General features: G+C 64.8%; 12 protein-coding genes. 11 read left to right on the top strand and 1 reads right to left on the bottom strand.

Annotated elements, in window-relative coordinates:
• The first annotated feature begins 18 nt into the window (after nucleotides 1-18).
• The 3 genes from AC56KZ_RS05960 to AC56KZ_RS05950 are packed head-to-tail and all read left to right on the top strand — an operon-like array spanning nucleotide 19 to nucleotide 2,662.
• Nucleotides 19-849, top strand: a complete 831-nt coding sequence (locus AC56KZ_RS05960) for a CheR family methyltransferase (RefSeq protein WP_497161231.1) — start codon at nucleotides 19-21, stop codon at nucleotides 847-849.
• Complete coding sequence (locus AC56KZ_RS05955) at nucleotides 846-1,454, top strand: chemotaxis protein CheB (RefSeq protein ID WP_497161230.1); 609 nt, start codon at nucleotides 846-848, stop codon at nucleotides 1,452-1,454. The genes AC56KZ_RS05960 and AC56KZ_RS05955 overlap by 4 nt, the downstream gene beginning before the upstream one ends.
• Nucleotides 1,451-2,662 carry a hybrid sensor histidine kinase/response regulator gene (locus tag AC56KZ_RS05950; RefSeq protein WP_497161229.1) on the top strand — a complete coding sequence of 404 codons (1,212 nt, stop codon included), beginning with the start codon at nucleotides 1,451-1,453 and terminating at the stop codon, nucleotides 2,660-2,662. Before AC56KZ_RS05955 ends, AC56KZ_RS05950 begins: the two co-directional genes overlap by 4 nt.
• A gap of 7 nt (nucleotides 2,663-2,669) precedes the next feature.
• Here AC56KZ_RS05950 and AC56KZ_RS05945 read toward each other — a convergent pair whose 3' ends face one another.
• Nucleotides 2,670-5,057: a tetratricopeptide repeat protein gene (locus tag AC56KZ_RS05945; RefSeq protein ID WP_497161228.1), complete on the bottom strand. Its 2,388-nt coding sequence runs from the start codon at nucleotides 5,055-5,057 to the stop codon at nucleotides 2,670-2,672.
• Between the two features lie 288 nt (nucleotides 5,058-5,345).
• On the opposite strand from AC56KZ_RS05945, the gene ahpC reads away from it, so the two are divergent.
• From ahpC to AC56KZ_RS05905, 8 genes are all read left to right on the top strand, one after another.
• Entirely contained in the window at nucleotides 5,346-5,909 is a 564-nt protein-coding gene (gene ahpC, locus AC56KZ_RS05940; protein WP_497161227.1) for an alkyl hydroperoxide reductase subunit C, read from the top strand.
• Nucleotides 5,910-6,112: 203 nt separating this feature from the next.
• The gene (gene ahpF, locus AC56KZ_RS05935; protein WP_497161226.1) at nucleotides 6,113-7,705 is read left to right on the top strand and encodes an alkyl hydroperoxide reductase subunit F; all 1,593 of its coding nucleotides are present in this window, start codon (nucleotides 6,113-6,115) and stop codon (nucleotides 7,703-7,705) included.
• Between the two features lie 512 nt (nucleotides 7,706-8,217).
• Nucleotides 8,218-9,924, top strand: coding sequence for a RecQ family ATP-dependent DNA helicase (locus AC56KZ_RS05930; protein WP_497161225.1), 1,707 nt, complete (start codon nucleotides 8,218-8,220; stop codon nucleotides 9,922-9,924).
• Between the two features lie 17 nt (nucleotides 9,925-9,941).
• Complete coding sequence (locus AC56KZ_RS05925) at nucleotides 9,942-10,970, top strand: ligase-associated DNA damage response exonuclease (RefSeq protein ID WP_497161224.1); 1,029 nt, start codon at nucleotides 9,942-9,944, stop codon at nucleotides 10,968-10,970.
• On the top strand, nucleotides 10,963-12,603 hold the full coding sequence (locus AC56KZ_RS05920; RefSeq protein ID WP_497161223.1) for an ATP-dependent DNA ligase: 1,641 nt from the start codon (nucleotides 10,963-10,965) through the stop codon (nucleotides 12,601-12,603). Before AC56KZ_RS05925 ends, AC56KZ_RS05920 begins: the two co-directional genes overlap by 8 nt.
• A complete protein-coding gene (locus AC56KZ_RS05915) occupies nucleotides 12,600-15,101 on the top strand; it encodes a ligase-associated DNA damage response DEXH box helicase (protein ID WP_497161222.1) in 2,502 nt (833 codons plus the stop codon). Before AC56KZ_RS05920 ends, AC56KZ_RS05915 begins: the two co-directional genes overlap by 4 nt.
• Nucleotides 15,098-15,772, top strand: coding sequence for a ligase-associated DNA damage response endonuclease PdeM (gene pdeM, locus AC56KZ_RS05910; RefSeq protein WP_497161221.1), 675 nt, complete (start codon nucleotides 15,098-15,100; stop codon nucleotides 15,770-15,772). Before AC56KZ_RS05915 ends, pdeM begins: the two co-directional genes overlap by 4 nt.
• An 82-nt stretch (nucleotides 15,773-15,854) precedes the next feature.
• Entirely contained in the window at nucleotides 15,855-16,958 is a 1,104-nt protein-coding gene (locus AC56KZ_RS05905) for an outer membrane lipoprotein (RefSeq protein WP_497161220.1), read from the top strand.
• The last annotated feature ends 242 nt before the right edge of the window (nucleotides 16,959-17,200 follow it).

Genomic DNA, 17,200 nt, shown 5'->3' with positions numbered 1-17,200 from the left:
TTGCCAGTGAGCTTAGAGATGAAGAAAAATCCGGACGACATCGACATCGAATTGCGGATGCTGGTCGAGGCGGTCTACCTCAAGTACAACTACGATTTCCGCGACTACACTGGCGCTTCGCAAAAGCGCCGGGTCATCGTCGCCATGCGTGCAATGGAATGCGAGACCGTCTCCGACCTGCAGGCGAAAGTGTTGCACCGCCCCGAGGCCTTTGCCCAGCTGCTGCAATACCTGACCATTCCCGTCACCGAAATGTTCCGCGATCCCGAGTTCTACGCGGCCGTCCGCAGCCAGGTCGTTCCGCACCTGGAAACCTATCCGTCGCTGAAACTCTGGGTGGCGGGCTGCAGCACGGGCGAGGAAGTGTATTCGCTGGCGATCCTGCTGCACGAGGAAGGCCTGCTCGAGCGCAGCATCATTTACGCCACCGACATCAATCCGACATCGCTGGAGGCGGCCCGGCGCGGCGTATTCCCACTGGACCGAATGCGCCTGTACACTGAGAACTACCAAAAGGCCGGCGGCAAGCGTGCGTTTTCCGATTACTACACGGCCGCGTATGGCGGGGCCTTGTTCGAACGCGCGCTGGTCGAGAACGTGACCTTCGCTGACCACAGCCTGGCGACCGACACGGTGTTTTCGGAAACGCATTTCATCAGCTGCCGCAACGTGATGATCTATTTCAATCGGCGCCTGCAGAACCGGGTACTCGCGCTGTTCCACGAGTCGCTCTGCCATCGCGGCTTCCTGGCGCTGGGCAGCAAGGAAAGCATTGATTTTTCCAGCCATGCGAACCATTTCGAAGCGGTGGCCCGACGCGAGAAGATTTTCCGCAAGGCAGGGCAATGAGCGTCCTTCCGGAGGCCGTCATCGACGCCCTGGCCAGCCGCCGCATCGAAGCCGTCGTCATCGGCGCCTCGGCCGGCGGTGTCGATGCGCTGGTCGACTTGCTGCCGGCGCTGCCAAAAACTTTCGGCCCTGCCATGATCTGCATCCTGCACGTCCCGGCCGACCGCGAAAGCCGCCTGGCCGAGCTGTTCGCGGCGCGCCTGGTCCTGCCGGTGCGCGAAGCGATGGACAAGGGGGCGGTCGAGCCCGGCACCGTGTATTTTGCCGGCGCCGGCTACCACCTGTCGATCGAAGACGATCGCGTTTTTTCCCTCAGCTGCGAGCCGCCGGTGCACTATGCCCGGCCGGCCATCGACGTGTTGATGGAATCGGCCGCCGACGCCTATGGCCCGGCATTGGCCGCTATATTACTGACTGGCGCGAATATCGATGGCGCCGCGGGCATGCACAAGATCAGGCAATGCGGCGGCCTGACGGTGGTCCAGGACCCACGCGAGGCACAGGCTCCGACGATGCCGCGTGAAGCCATCCGCCGGTGCGACGCGCACCTGGTCCTGCCCCTGGCCGCCATCCGCGCCTTGCTGCCCTTGCTGGAGACAACATGAACAACCAAGAACCGAGCAAACTCCTGATCGTCGACGACCTTCCCGACAACCTGCGCGCGCTCGACGCATTGATCCGCGGCGAGCAACGCCTGGTATTCCACGCCCATTCCGGCGACGAGGCTCTGACGCTGCTGCTCGAGCACGAATTCGCGCTGGCCATCCTCGACGTGCAAATGCCGGGCATGGACGGTTTCGAACTGGCCGAACTGATGCGCGGTACCGAGCGTACGCGCCACATCCCGATCGTGTTCGTCTCCGCCGCCGGACGCGAACTGAACTATGCCTTCAAGGGCTACGAAACCGGGGCCGTCGACTTCCTCTACAAGCCGCTCGACCCGGACGCCGTGCGCGGCAAGGTGAATGTGTTCGTGGCGCTCGACCAGCAGCGGCGCGAGACGCGGCGCCAGATGGAGGCGCTCGAGAAGAGCCGCCGCGAGCAGGAAATCCTGCTCCAGGAGTTGAACACGACCCAGCTGGAGCTTCAGCGTTCGCTTCGCATGCGCGACGAATTCATGTCGCTCGTCGCCCACGAGCTGCGTACGCCGCTCAATACCTTGTTCCTGGAAACGCAAATGCGCACCCTGCACCTGAAGCGCGGCAACGTGCAAGCGTTCGGCGGGGAGCAGATGAGCGCAATGGTGAAACGCGACGAGCGCCAGATCAAGGCCATGATCCGCTTGATCGACGACATGCTCGACGTCACCCGCATGAGGAATGGCACGCTGTCGGTGCGTCCGGCCGAGGTCGAACTGATGGGCATGCTCGAGCGCGTGGTGAGCGACCTGTCGCTGCAGGCGGCGGCCAGCGGCTGCGCCATCTCGCTGGTGGCGCACCCGCCGGTGACCGGCTGCTGGGACGAGTTCCGCATCGAGCAGGTGGTGGTCAACCTGCTGACCAACGCCCTGCGCTACGGCGGCGGCTGCGATGTCGAGGTGAGCGTCGCGACCGAAGGGAAATGTGCGCGGATCGACGTGGCCGACAAGGGCAAGGGGATTTCGCCCGAGGACATCGAGCGCATCTTCCAGCCCTTCGAGCGCGGCGCGCGCAACGGCGAGCCGAAGGGCCTGGGATTGGGGCTGTATATCTCACGGCAACTGGCCATGGCGCACGGTGGGGAATTGACGGTCACCAGCGTTCCCGGCCAGGGCTCGACCTTCAGCCTGGCGCTGCCTTGCGACATCCTGGAGCCCTGCGCCGTGCCGGTCTGAGAGCGCCTTAAACGGGGAGGGCGCGCTGCTCCCACATCGCTTCGAAGGCCGCGAGCAGGTGCCCGGCAAAGCGCGGCGCATTGCACAGGGGCGACGCCAGCAGGCGTGGGCGCAGGCCGGCGCGCAGCGTCGCCAGCGCCGCGGGGTCGGCGGCATGGTGCAGCGCGCGCGCCACGAAGTCGTCCGCATCCTGCGCGATCCATTCCGCCAGGTCCAGATTCCGGAGTATCGACTCGCCTTGCCGCCCCAGCGCCCGCTTGCCGGCCAGGCTGAGCACCGGCACGCCCATCCACAGGGCTTCGACGCTGGTGGTGCCGCCCGGGTAGGGGAAGGGATCGAGCGCGATGTCGACCCGGTCGTAGGCCTTGAGGTAATCGGCGCGCGGCGAGGCGCCTTCGAACAGCAGGCGTTCGGAACTGATGCCGTGGCGTTCGAAATGGGTGCCGATCGTCAGCCGGTTCGATGCGGCGCCCAGTTGCGGCGCCTTCAGGAACAGCCGGCTCGCCGGCAAGGCGGCCAGCACGCGCGCCCACAGCGCGATCACTGATGGGTTGAGCTTGCTCAGGTTGTTGAAGCACCCGAAGGTCATGCCTTGGTCGGCGGCCAGCGCGGGGAGCGGCCCGACGGCGATGTCCAGGTCCGGCGGCGTAAAGCACAAGAAGGTTTCCGGCAGGCGCCAGAGGTCTTCCACATACTGCAAATCCGTGTCCGGCGGGGCGATCCACGGATCGGCCAGCACATGGTCGATCTCGGCCATCCCGGTACTGGCGCAATAGCCGAGCCAGGACACCTGCAGCGGCGCCGGGCGCCAGGCGAACAGCGGCAGGCGGTTGTTGGCGGTATGCCCGGCCAGGTCGACCAGGATATCGATGCCGTCCGCATGCACCTGGGCCGCCGCTGTCTCGTCGTCCAGCGTGCCGATGTTGCGCCAAACCTGGCAAGAGGCCTTGATCGCGCGGCTGACGGCATCGTCGACGCCGGTGCTGGCATAGACGAACAGCTCGGCCCGTCCGGCCAGCGCGGCGAACACAGCCTGGGCAAAATAGCCGACCGGATGCTCGCGCAGGTCACCGGACACGAAGCCGATTTTCAGTGCGCCATTGGGTGCGCCGAGTCGGCTGTGCGGCCATGCGGCATACGGACGCGCCCGGCTGCTTGCACGGACGCCGAAGTCGCGCGCATCGGCCAGCAAGGCGGCATCCAGCGGCCAGTCCATGTAGTTCTGCACGAAGAGCATGTCGCTGCGCGCGGCGAAATCATCGGGCGCGATCGCCAGCACCTGGCGAAAATGGTCCAGCGCTTCGTCGAAACGGCCCAGCTGCTTGAGGGCCCGCGCCAGGTTATGGCGTGCCTCCGGTTCGTTCGGCGCGAGCACGACGGCGCGGCGATAACAGGCGAGCGCTTCGTCGGGCTCGCCGCCGGCCAGGCAGGCATTGCCGAGATTGTTGAGTACGACGAGCGCGCGCGGGTCGAGCTCCAGCGCCCGGCGCAATGCGGCGATCGCCGCCGCCGTGTCGCCAAGGCCCTGCAAGGCGACGCCGAGGTTGGCGTGGGCCGCCAGGTAATGCGGGTCGAGCACTACCGCTTCCCGGTAGGCGGCGACCGCTTCCTGCGGACGGTCGGCATCGGCCAGCAGGTTGCCGAGGTTAAAGTGCAGCTCGGGAATGCCCGGTTTCAGTGCCAGCGCCCGCCGCAGGCTGTGCCCGGCAGCCTCGAGCTGTCCCAGTTCCTGTTCGCAGGCGCCCAGGCTGGCGTGGGCCTGGGCATCGTTGGGGTTCAGGGCCAGCGCCTGGTGGTAGCTGGCGGCGGCTTCCGGAAAGCGCCCCAGCGCGCGCAGGGCGTTGCCGCGGCCGCGCAGCGCCTGGGCAAACGCGGGCCGCCGCGCTACTGCCTGGTCGTACTGCGCCAGCGCCTCGGCGGGCAGGTTCAGTGCCAGCAAGACATTACCCAGGTTGTTCTGCGCTTCGGGAAAGGCGGGCTTGAGCTGCAAAGCCCGCTGCAGGCTATCGACCGCTTCCTCGTGGCGGCCCAGGCGCGACAGGGCTACGCCCAGGTTGCCGTGGGCATCGGCGAAATCGGGCCGCAGCGTAAGTGCGTGGCGGTAGCTGGCGACGGCCTCGACCAGGCGCCCGCTATCGCTCAGCAGTGCGCCCAGGTTGCTGGGCAGCTCGGCGTCGCCCGGCAGCAGCGCGATCGCCCTTTGCAGGGCCGGCACCGCATCTTCGCCCCCCATCTGCTGCGCCACCGACAAGGCTTTCCAGAGGTTGCCGTCGTCCGGAAAGCGCGCCAACAGGGCCCGGGCAAGCTCGGCCATTTCGGAAAACCGGCGCGCGCCGTACAGGGCGAACAGCGGTTGAAGATCCGAGGTGGTGGCGCTGCGCTGAGGGCTGGTCATGAAAGGGCGGGAGGGATTGCGGTCGAGGTTGCCATTGTACGGGTTCGACGCTGTGGCAGGGCGCCCCGCGCTGCCCGTTCAACGGGAGCCGCGGTTGCAAAGACCGCAGCTTTCCCTCACACTGACAGGCCGCTTGCGAGACTGACATCCCTGCCATGCAGGATTCATTTCGTTCGAGCGATAGTAGAAATTAATCGTTCTCATCTGATCAATTAATTTTACAAGCATGAGCAAGGGCTTTACACTTGCCTTTATCAACTTTTGATACACAACACAACAGGAGCTTCCATGTCCCTTATCAATACCGAGATCAAGCCGTTCAAAGCTACCGCTTACCACGCTGGCAAATTCATCGACCTGACGGAAGAGCAGTTCAAAGGCACCTGGTCCATCCTGATGTTCTACCCGGCCGACTTCACTTTCGTCTGCCCGACCGAACTGGAAGACCTGGCCGAGTTCCAGCCTGAGTTCGAAAAGATGGGCGTCAAGGTCTACGGCGTGTCGACCGACAGCCACTTTGCCCACAAGGCATGGCACGACACCTCGGACGCGATCAAGAAGGTCAACTACCCGCTGATCGGCGACCCGACCGGCCTGCTGTCGCGTAACTTCCAGGTCATGATCGAAGAAGAAGGCATGGCCCTGCGCGGCACCTTCGTCATCAATCCGGAAGGCCAGATCAAGCTGATGGAAGTGCACGACAACGGCATCGGCCGCGATGCATCGGAACTAATGCGCAAAGTGAAAGCCGCCCAGTACGTCGCCGCCCACCCAGGCGAAGTCTGCCCGGCCAAGTGGACCGAAGGCGCTGAAACCCTGACCCCTTCGCTGGACCTGGTCGGCAAGATCTAATGGGGGAACCTCGATAAACCTACTGCGCGTCGGATTTTCGGCCTGCGATGCTCGCTGTACCTTCGTACAGCTGCGCGTCTCGGCCAAAACTCCTTCCGCTCGCTACGGTTTCTCGAGGTCCCGTTGAGCTAGCAATACTCTGCTGTACTGACACTCACGGCCTGTGCCGTGAGTGTCCCAAGACCGAATTCAAGGAAAACATCATGCTGGAAGCAACCCTCAAGAAGCAGTTACAGGCCTATTTGGAAAAAGTGGTGCAGCCGATTGAGATCGTTGCATCGCTCGATGGCTCGCCGAAAGCGCGGGAAATGGAAGAGCTGCTGAAGGAAATCACCTCGCTCTCGACCAAGATTACGTATCGCGAAAGCGACGACGATGGTGTTCGCAAGCCATCTTTCGCCATTAACCGCGTCGGCACCGAGGTCGGTGTGCGCTTCGCCGGCATTCCGCTTGGCCACGAATTTACTTCGCTGGTGCTGGCGCTGCTGCAAGTCGGCGGCCACCCGATCAAGTTCGACGAAGCGGTAATCGAACAGATCAAGAACCTCGACGGCGACTATGTGTTCGAGGCCTTCATTTCGCTGTCCTGCCATAACTGCCCGGAAGTGGTGCAGGCGCTGAACTCGATGTCGATCATCAACCCGCGCATTCGGGTCACCGCCATCGACGGCGGCCTGTTCAAGGATGAAGTCGAGTCGCGCCAGATCCTGGCCGTGCCGATGATGTTCCTGAACGGCGAGCACTTCGGCCAGGGCCGCATGAGTGCCGAGGAAATCCTCGCCAAGCTCGACACCGGCGCCGGCAAGCGCAAGGCTGCCGAACTGTCCAAGAAAGAAGCCTTTGATGTGCTGATCGTCGGCGGCGGACCAGCCGGCGCGGCCGCGGCGATCTATGCCGCACGCAAGGGCATCCGCACCGGCGTGGTGGCGGACCGTTTCGGCGGCCAGGTGCTCGACACGCTGTCGATCGAGAACTTTGTCTCGGTCAAGGAGACCGAAGGCCCGCGCTTTGCCGTGTCGCTCGAAGAGCACGTCAAGCAGTACGAAGTCGACATCATGAATTTGCAGCGCGCCGCCAAGCTCGATAAAGTCGGCAAGCTGTTCGAGGTGACGACCGAAGACGGCGCCGTGCTGAAATCGAAGTCGGTGATCCTGTCGACCGGCGCCCGCTGGCGCGAAATCAACGTGCCTGGCGAAAAGGAGTACAAGAACCACGGCGTGGCCTACTGCCCGCACTGCGACGGCCCGCTGTTCAAGGGCAAGCGCGTTTCGGTGATCGGCGGCGGTAACTCGGGCGTGGAAGCGGCAATCGACCTCGCCGGCATCGTCGAGCACGTGACCCTGATCGAATTCGGCGCCGAACTGCGTGCCGATGCGGTCCTGCAACGCAAGCTCTACAGCCTGAAGAACGTGGACGTGATCAAGAGCGCCCAGACCACGGAAATCCATGGCGACGGCAAGAAAGTGACGGGTCTGTCGTACAAGGACCGCAATAGCGGCGAAGTCAAGCTCGTCGAGCTGGCCGGTGTGTTCGTGCAGATCGGCCTGATTCCGAATGCCGAATGGCTCAAGGGTACGCTGGAACTGTCGCCCTACGGCGAGATCGAAGTCGATGCGCGTGGCGAAACCTCGATCCCTGGCGTGTTTGCCGCAGGTGACGTGACGACCGTGCCGTTCAAGCAGATCGTGATCGCGGTGGGCGAGGGCGCCAAGGCTTCGCTGGCAGCCTTCGACTACATGATGCGCCTGCCGACCGAAGAGACCGACGCGGTGGATATGGAAGCGCAAGCCGCATAATCAGCGCCCCCAGGGATGGAAAAAGCGCCGTGCCACGTGAGTGGTACGGCGCTTTTTTGTAATCGTGCGCGGCTTTGGGCGGCGGCTGAGTAAAATACGGACAACGAGACCGCCAAGTGCGGGGATCCAGCGCTGAATCGTCAGACTGGCCGGTGTTAGTGGAACATCAGCACGGCGGCGCCAGACAGCGTGTTCGTCTCGTAGACCAGCCAGGTCGCGGCTGCGGCCAGGGCAAGCTGGAGTGCGGTCAGGGCGGTTGGGATCGAGCGCATGGTAAGTTCTCCGGTCTTCATCTCAGTATTCTCTCAGTTCGTACGCTTGTTTGCGTACGGTATGGTGCCATTTTAGGCTCCGTCCACATTGCGCAACATCGGCGGGGACTCCGCGGTTCTGTAGGAAAAGCGCTCGCACCCCTGTCTCAACAACAGGAAGAGGCGCTTGGTGACGCTCCTACGCTGCTCAAGGCGTGCGTCCTATAGGCGTGCTCACCTGCGATAAATTATATTTATTGCATGACCAGACACGAACCCCAACTCCTCCATAACGGCCTCCTCGCGGTGCGCCGTAATACCATCCGCAAACTGTTGCGCTCCGTGTTCGGCATCGAACGCCTGCGCGACGGGCAGCAACGCGTGATCGACAGCATCCTCGACGGCAAGGACACGCTGGCCATCATGCCCACCGGCGGCGGCAAGTCCCTGTGTTACCAGATTCCGGCGCGCATTCTGAAGGGCACGACGGTCGTCGTCTCGCCCCTGATCTCGCTGATGAAAGACCAGCTTGGCAAGCTCGAAGAGCTGGGCATCCGTGCCTGCCAGGTCAACAGCAGCTTAAATGCCGAAGAAGAACGGTCGGCGCTCGACGCCCTGGCCGCCGGCGAATGCGAAATCGTGTTCTGCACGCCCGAGCGCCTGGCCTCGCCGGACTTCCTGGCCGTGCTCAAGCAAATCAATATCGTGATGGTCGCCGTCGACGAGGCGCACTGCATTTCCCAGTGGGGGCACGATTTCCGCCCGGCCTATATCGAAATGGCCGCCGCAATCGCCGCGCTGGGACAACCGCCGGTGCTGGCCCTGACCGCCACCGCCACCGAGGAAGTGATGGAAGACATCGGCCGCCAGCTCAACCGGCCGCGCATGAAGGTCATCAATACCGGCATCTACCGGCCCAACCTGCACTACCAGGTGGTGCAGGTCACGAACATGGACCAGAAGTTCGCCGAGGCGCGGCGTCTGGTGGCCGAGTCCGAAGGCGTCTGCATCGTGTATGCGGCCACCGTCAAGGCCGCCGAGGAAATGCACCGCATCCTGGAGGAAGCCGGCGAATCGGTCACCATCTATCACGGCAAGCTGCCGGCCGGCGAGCGCCGCGCCAACCAGGACTTGTTCATGAACGACGAGCGCCGCATCATGGTGGCGACAAACGCGTTCGGGATGGGCATCGACAAGAGCGACACCCGCTTCGTGGTGCACCTGCAAATTCCGGCCAACCTCGAATCGTATTACCAGGAGTCGGGCCGTGCCGGACGCGACGGCAAGGACGCCAACTGCACGCTGATCTTCCTCCAGGACGACAAGCGCCTGCAGCAGTTCTTCCTCGTCAAGCACTACCCCGACGCCGCCGAAATCCGCTCGGTCTACGACGCCGCCTGCGACCTGGCTGCCAAGGGCGCCGTGACCACCGAGCTGCTCGAAGAACAGCTGGTCGACCTGAACGAGGCCAAGATCAAGGTGTGCCTGAAGCTGCTGAAAGACGGCAAGCTGGTGCGGCAAAACCGCAAGCTCGAATTCGTCGTCACGGCCATGGAGCCGAATCCTTCCCATTTCGCGTCGCTCGCCGAAGTCTATGTGCAGAAGCAGGACCACGACCGCGAGTCGCTGGAAAAAATGGTGGGCTATGCGGTGAGCGGTTACTGCCGCTGGAAGCTGATGCTCGATTACTTCAAGGACGAGGTCGAAGGCTTCGAGAAGTGCTGCAAGTGCGACAACTGCAAGAATCCGCCGTCGATGAACCTGGACGCCATCGAGATCCGCGACGACGAATTCGACCATGCGCCTGAGCCGGAGCCGAGCGGGCCGCATTTCGAGGCGGGCATGCAGGTGAAGGTGCCGAAGTACGGCGCGGGCGTGGTCAGCGCGGTTGCCGGCGACCAGATCGGCATCGACTTCCCGGACGGCGAGCACCGCAGCTTTATGGCAGACTTCGTAGAGCCGGCCTGACGCCGGGAAAGGTGCACATGGGGGATATGGTTGTCGTACGCAAGGAGGGGCTGTTCTGCGTCCCTGGCGGTTTTTATATCGATCCATGGCGGCCCGTCGACCGTGCCGTCATCACCCATGCCCACGGCGACCATGCGCGCTACGGCCATGGCCGGTATCTGACGGCCGCCAGCGGCGTGAACATCCTGCGCTCGCGCCTCGGCGACATTTCCGTCGACGGCCTGGAGTATGGCGAAACGACGGTGCACAACGGCGTCACCGTCTCGCTGCACCCGGCCGGGCACGTGCTCGGTTCCGCCCAGGTGCGCATGGAATACCAGGGCGAGGTCTGGGTTGCCTCGGGCGACTACAAGATCGAGCCCGACAAGACCTGCGCGCCTTTCGAACCGGTGCGCTGCCATACCTTCATCACCGAATCCACGTTCGGCTTGCCGATCTACCGCTGGGAACCCGAACAGTCGATTTTCGGCGACATGAACCGCTGGTGGCGGAAGAATGCGGCCGAAGGGCGCTGCAGCGTCATCTTCGGCTACTCGTTCGGAAAAGCGCAGCGCATCCTGTCGGGCCTCGATCGCTCGATCGGGCCGATCGTCTGCCATGGCGCCGTCGAGCCGCTCAACCGCGTCTACAGGGAAGGCGGCGTCGACCTGCCGCCAACCTTGCTTGTGAGCGACCTCGACAAGGCAGCATTGAAGGGCGCGATGGTAGTGGCGCCGCCGAATGCTTCCGGCTCGGCCTGGATGAAGCGCTTCGGCGACTACAGCGACGCCTTTGCCAGCGGCTGGATGCAGCTGCGCGGCGCGCGCCGCCGGCGCGGCGTCGACCGCGGCTTCGTGCTGTCCGACCATGCCGACTGGCCGGGGCTGATGAGCGCAATCGCCGCAACCGGGGCCGAGCGCATCATCGTCACGCATGGCTCGATTCCGGTGATGGTGAAGTGGCTCTGCCAGCAGGGCCTGGACGCGGCCGGCTTCGATACCGAATACGGCGATGACGATGACGACGTCGGCATCCCGGCCCAGCCGGCAGAGGTGAAGGATGCGTGAATTTGCCCGCCTGTTCGCCGAACTCGACGAAACCACCGCCACCAACCGCAAGCTCGAGGCCCTGCAAACCTATTTTTCCACCGCTTCGCCCGAAAACGCGGCCTGGGCCGTGTATTTCCTGGCCGGCGGCAAGCCGCGCCAGGCGGTGCCGAGCAAACTGCTGCGCCAGTTCGCGATCGAATACGCGGTGCTCGACGAGTGGCTGTTCGACGAGTCCTACCACGCGGTCGGCGACATGGCCGAAACCATCGCCCACATCCTTCCGCCGCCCGAGCAGCGCAGCGATGTCGGCCTGGCCGACTGGATGACCGAGCGGATCGGCCCCCTGCGCGGCGCGGACCCCGCCGTGATTCGCGAAGCCCTGTTCAGCTACTGGAACGAACTGAACACGCCCGAGCGCTTCCTGTTCTGCAAACTGATCGGCGGCGGGTTCCGGGTCGGCGTCTCGCGCCTGCTGGTCACGCGTGCGCTGGCCCACATCGCCGCCGTCGACAGCAAACTCATCGCCCAGCGCCTGATGGGCTGGACCGACGGCAGCGTGCGCCCGACCGCCGCCGGCTTCCTGCAACTGATCGCGGCGCAATCGGACGAAGAACACAAGCTGCGCGGCGGCCAGCCCTATCCCTTCTTCCTCGCGCACCAGCTCCAGGGCGACCCGGCCGCGCTCGGCGCGCTGAGCGAGTGGCAGATCGAGTGGAAATACGACGGCATCCGCGCCCAGCTGGTACGGCGCGGCGCCCAGAACTACCTGTGGTCGCGCGGCGAGGACCTGATTACCGAGCGCTTCCCGGAACTGTCCGCGATTCGCCTGCCGGAAGGGACCGTGGTCGATGGCGAAGTGCTGGTCTGGGACCACACGATCGATGCGCCCGCACCCTTCGCCGAGCTGCAGCGCCGCATCGGCCGCAAGACGCTGTCCGCCAAGCTGCTAGCCGAACTGCCGGCGGTGCTGGTCTGCTACGACCTGCTGGAACTGGACGGCGTCGACCTGCGCGCGCTGCCCCAGCACGAACGGCGCGCGCTGCTGGAAACGCAGGTAGGGGAGGCGAACCAGCCGCAGCTGAAAATCTCGCCGCTGATCCATGCCGACAGCTGGGAAGCGCTTGCCGAATTGCGGGTCGAATCGCGCGGGCGCGGCGTCGAAGGCATGATGGTCAAGGCCAGGAGCGCCCAGTACGGCGTCGGGCGGACGAAAGACGTCGGCACCTGGTGGAAGTGGAAGGTCGATCCGTATTCGATCGACGCCGTGCTGATCTACGCACAAGCCGGCCACGGGCGCCGCGCTTCGCTCTACACCGACTATACCTTTGCGGTCTGGGACGACGACGAGGGCCATGGCGAGCGCAAGCTGGTGCCCTTCGCGAAAGCCTATTCCGGCCTGACCGACGCTGAAATCGCCCAGGTGGACAGTGCGATCCGCAAGACGACCATCGAAAAATTCGGTCCGGTGCGCTCGGTAAAACCCACCATGGTGTTCGAGATCGGCTTCGAGGGCATTGCACTGTCTTCGCGCCACAAGGCCGGCATCGCGGTGCGCTTTCCGCGCATCCTGCGCCGGCGCGACGACAAGACGGTCGAGGACGCCGATACGCTCGATACCTTGAAGGGCCTGCTGGCCGCCGCCGCTTTATGAGTGTGCGCAAGAGTGCAGCCGTCACGCCGACCCTGAATGGCCCCAAACCGGCGCAAGTAAAAGACTGGTTCGCCGCGCGCGGCTGGAAGGTGTTTCCCTTCCAGCGCGAAGTGTGGAAGGCGGCGCTCGCCGGCCAGTCCGGCCTGCTGCATGCGAATACCGGCGCGGGTAAAACCTTCGCCGTCTGGTTCGCCGCCCTGCAACGCGGCGCGCTCACCAAGGGCCGGCTCTCCGGGATGCGCGTGCTGTGGATTACGCCGATGCGGGCGCTGGCCGCCGACACCCAGCGCGCACTCGAGGAATCGGCGGCCGAGCTGGCGCCGGGCTGGACGGTCGGCGCGCGTACCGGCGACACCGGCTCGGCCGAACGCGCGCGCCAGACGCGCAGCTGGCCGACGACGCTGGTCACTACGCCCGAGAGCCTGTCGCTCCTGATCAGCCACGCGGCCGCCCAGGAACAGTTCAAGCACCTCGACATGATCGTCATCGACGAGTGGCACGAGCTGATGGGCAGCAAGCGCGGGGTGCAGGTGCAGCTGGCGCTGGCCCGCTTGCGCACCTGGCGTCCGGGCCTCGTGGTCTGGGGCGTGTCGGCGACGATGGGCGACCTCGATCTGGCGCGCCAGGTGCTGCTGGGCGCGGACCCTGACAATCCCGGCGTCATCGTCGAGGGCAATACCAACAAGGAGATCCGCGTCGATTCGCTGATCCCGAAGGACGTGTCGCGCTTTCCCTGGGGCGGCCACCTCGGCATCCAGATGCTGCAACCGGTGATCGACGAGATCGAGCATTACGACGCGACGCTGGTGTTTACGAATACCCGCTCGCAGTCGGAAATCTGGTACCAGAACATTCTGGAAGCGCGGCCCGACTGGGCCGGCGTCATCGCGCTGCATCACGGTTCGCTCGCGCGCGAGGTGCGCGACTGGGTCGAGATGGGGCTGAAAAAGGGCGAGCTGAAAGCGGTGATCTGCACCGCCAGCCTCGACCTTGGCGTGGATTTTCTGCCGGTCGAGCGGGTGCTGCAAATCGGCAGCGCGAAAGGCATCGCCCGCCTGTTGCAGCGCGCCGGGCGCAGCGGCCATGCGCCGGGGCGGGTGTCGCGCGTGACGCTGGTGCCCACCAACAGCCTCGAGATCCTGGAGGCGGCCGGCGCCAAGGTGGCGGTCGCCCAGCGCAGGATCGAAGGGCGCTATGTGCCGAACAAACCCTTCGACGTGCTGGTGCAGCACCTGGTGACGGTCGCGCTGGGCGGGGGCTTTCGCTCGGAAGCGCTGTATGAAGAGGTGCGCACTGCCTGGTCCTACCGCAAGCTGACCGAGGAAGAATGGCAGTGGGCGCTCGACTTCGTGGCGCGCGGCGGCCAGAGCCTGACCGTGTATCCGGAATACCGGCGCGTGCTGCCGGACGAGGAGGGCGTGTACCGGGTGCCCGATACCGCCATCGGACGGCGCCACCGGATGGGCATCGGCACCATCGTGTCCGACGCCACCATCCAGATCAAGTACATGAGCGGCGGTCGCATCGGCAGCATGGAGGAATCCTTTATTTCGCGGCTGAAGCAGGGCGACCATTTCCTGTTCGGCGGGCGCATCCTCGAATTCATCCGGGTGCACGAGATGACCGCCTTCGTCAAACGCGCCACCGGGTCGCGCGGCGCGATCGCGCGCTGGCAGGGCGCCAAGATGCCGATGTCGTCGGAACTGGCGCACGCCGCGCTCGAGCAGTTGCGCCAGGCCGCCGAAGGCCGCTTCGAGGGGCCGGAAATGCAGGCGATCCGGCCGCTGCTGGAGATCCAGCAGAAATGGTCGGCGCTGCCGACGCTCGACACCCTGGTGCTCGAAACGATGAAGAGCCGCGAAGGCTATCACCTGTTCGTGTATCCGTTCGCCGGCCGCTCGGTCCACATGGGCCTTGCCTCGCTGTTCGCCTACCGCATCGGGCGCCTGCAGCCGATCACCTTTTCGATTGCGATCAACGATTACGGTTTCGAACTGATGGCGGCCGAGCCGGTCGACTGGAAGGCGGCGTTTTCAGGAACGACGGGCGCCGACGTGCCGCTGTTCGATACCGAACGCCTGCTGGAAGACGTGCTCGAGAGCCTGAATGCGACCCAACTCTCCCAGCAGCGCTTTCGCGAGGTGGCGCGCATCGCCGGGCTGGTGTTCCAGGGCTATCCGGGCCAGCCGAAATCGAACCGCCAGGTGCAGGCCTCGTCCTCGCTGTTCTTTGAGGTGTTCCGCAAGCACGACGCCGGCAACCTGTTGTTGACCCAAGCCCAGCGCGAAGTACTGGAGCAGGAGCTCGAGCTGACCCGCCTGCGCGACACGCTGCTTGAACTGCATGCGCGTAAAATCGCCTACCGCGAGGTCAAGCGCGCCACGCCCTTCGGCTTTGCGCTGATGGTCGAGCGCTTCCGCGAAAAAGTAAGTACCGAAAAACTGAACGACCGCGTCGCGCGCATGCTGCGCGAACTGGAGAAGGCTGCTGCCGTATGACCGATTTGGCTGTCAATGTGCCTGCGCACGCAGCAGTGCGTGTGGCGGGTGAACTGCTGTTCCTGCTACCCGAAAAGGCGGTGTTCTGGCCGGCCCGGGGCATGCTGATCATCGCCGACATCCACTTCGGCAAAGCGGCCTCCTTCCGTGCCCTGGGCATACCTGTGCCGCGCGGCACCACCACCGAAAACCTGGCGGGACTCGACGCCCTCATAGAACAACACGGTGCGCGCCACGTCATGTTCCTGGGCGACTTCCTGCATGCACGGGCTGCGCACGCCTCCAGCACCCAGCTCGCCATGCAAACCTGGCGCAATACGCGGCCCGAGCTGCAGCTGACCCTGGTGCGCGGCAACCACGACAAGCACGCCGGCGACCCGGCAGCCGCGCTCGGCATCGAACTGGTCGACGAGCCGCATGCCGTGGGTCCCTTCGCGTTTTGCCACCATCCCGACATCGACGCCGACGGCTTCGCGCTTGCCGGCCACGTGCATCCGGCCTGGGTGCTGGCGACGCGCTTCGATTCGCTGCGCCTGCCGTGCTTCGTGGTGGGCAGCCGGCGCATGATCCTGCCGTCCTTCGGTTCGTTCACGGGCGGCCATACGGTCAAGCGCGAAGACGGCGACGCCATCTTCGTCACCTCGGGCGAGGCCGTGCACAGCGTTCGCTAGCGTACTGATGTCGTGTCGGCATCAGCGTACCTTGTCAATACGCCTGAACAATTGTTCAGCTAACGAATTGAGGAGAACGACCATGAAACTACGCCACACCCTGTGCGCCACCCTGAGCGCGCTGCTGCCACTGTGCACCCTGACACTGGCCCCGACGCTCGCCCACGCCCAGCAATATGAGCGGGGCAACGGGCAGGCACCCGCCATCCGCGGTTTCAACGTCAATGAGGTGCGGCGCCTGGCGCCGGGTGTCGAGCTCAATTTCGACCTGTACGGCACCCCCGGCGGCAACGCGACGCTGCGCATCGACGGCGCCACCCGCAATGTCTACATGACCGAAACCGAACCGGGCCAGTATGTCGGCACCTACACGATCGGCAACCATGACCGCATCACCAACACCAGCGCCGTGACCGCCAACCTGCGCGTCGGTAACCGCGTCGCGACCGGCGTGTTGAGCGAGTCGGTGGTGCGTGATGGCGCCCCCCGTCCGAACCGCCGCGGCGACCTGGCGGCCATGCCGCGCATCGAGCGCTTCGAAGTGCGCGCCAGCGACGACCTCGCTCCCGGCAACGACATCGGCTTTACCGTCTTCGGTACGCCCGGCGCCCGCGTCGAGCTGAGCATCGCCGGCGCACCCGGCGTCTTCTTCCTGCCAGAAGTGCGGCGCGGCGAATACGCGGCCGATTACACGATCCGCCGCAGCGACCGCCTCAACCCGGATGCCCGCGTGACGGCAACGATCCGCGCGAACGGCCGGTTCACGACGCAAGTGCTGGGCCGGCCGCTGATGGCCGCCACGGCGGCGCGCGCGGTTGCCACCTCGGCGCCGCGTACCGCGCGTTACTGCACCAACTGCGCCACCGTGGAAGCGGTGAACGTGGTGGAAGTGAGCGGCGAGGGCAATTATCTCGGCACTGTGGGCGGCGCAGTGGTCGGCGGCCTGCTCGGCAACCAGGTCGGCAGCGGCAGCGGCCGCAAGGCGGCGACGGTGGCGGGCGCGGTGGGCGGCGGCCTGATCGGCCGCAATATCGAGCAAAACCAGCGCCGCACCCAGCGCTATGAAGTGATCGTGCGTTACGCCGGAACCGGCGCAACGCAGACGCTGCAGTATGAGAACGACCCGGGCTTCCGCGCAGGCGACACCGTGCGGGTGAACAACGGCATGCTGTCGCGGGATCAATAAGGGCGGAATGACGTAGGGTGGGCCTCGGCGGCCCCGCGGTCCTCCCGCTCACGCGTTCAACCAGTATGTGCAAGCCATGTCATTGTCTAGCACACGATAGTTGAACGCGTGAGCGGCGAAGCCGCCCACCCTTGTATCTTGATCGTATTGATGGTTAGCTACTATCAATAGAGGTGAAGGTCATCTTGGGTCCACCCTTAAGGCTCGACCTTGCAATGTAGATCAAGCCCTTCACCTCGTTC

It is taken from the genome of Telluria sp. LT2P34 (assembly GCF_059685915.1).
Note: the sequence above shows the minus strand (reverse complement) of the source record. Positions and strands in the feature narration are given on the sequence as shown.

Coding starts and splice junctions, on each gene's coding strand:
- AC56KZ_RS05905 (WP_497161220.1), top strand. CDS start 15,855: ATGAAACTACGCCACACCCTGTGCGCCACCCTGAGCGCGCTGCTGCCA.
- AC56KZ_RS05950 (WP_497161229.1), top strand. CDS start 1,451: ATGAACAACCAAGAACCGAGCAAACTCCTGATCGTCGACGACCTTCCC.
- pdeM (WP_497161221.1), top strand. CDS start 15,098: ATGACCGATTTGGCTGTCAATGTGCCTGCGCACGCAGCAGTGCGTGTG.
- AC56KZ_RS05955 (WP_497161230.1), top strand. CDS start 846: ATGAGCGTCCTTCCGGAGGCCGTCATCGACGCCCTGGCCAGCCGCCGC.
- ahpF (WP_497161226.1), top strand. CDS start 6,113: ATGCTGGAAGCAACCCTCAAGAAGCAGTTACAGGCCTATTTGGAAAAA.
- AC56KZ_RS05945 (WP_497161228.1), bottom strand. CDS start 5,057: ATGACCAGCCCTCAGCGCAGCGCCACCACCTCGGATCTTCAACCGCTG.
- AC56KZ_RS05925 (WP_497161224.1), top strand. CDS start 9,942: ATGGGGGATATGGTTGTCGTACGCAAGGAGGGGCTGTTCTGCGTCCCT.
- AC56KZ_RS05960 (WP_497161231.1), top strand. CDS start 19: ATGAAGAAAAATCCGGACGACATCGACATCGAATTGCGGATGCTGGTC.
- AC56KZ_RS05930 (WP_497161225.1), top strand. CDS start 8,218: ATGACCAGACACGAACCCCAACTCCTCCATAACGGCCTCCTCGCGGTG.
- AC56KZ_RS05915 (WP_497161222.1), top strand. CDS start 12,600: ATGAGTGTGCGCAAGAGTGCAGCCGTCACGCCGACCCTGAATGGCCCC.
- AC56KZ_RS05920 (WP_497161223.1), top strand. CDS start 10,963: ATGCGTGAATTTGCCCGCCTGTTCGCCGAACTCGACGAAACCACCGCC.
- ahpC (WP_497161227.1), top strand. CDS start 5,346: ATGTCCCTTATCAATACCGAGATCAAGCCGTTCAAAGCTACCGCTTAC.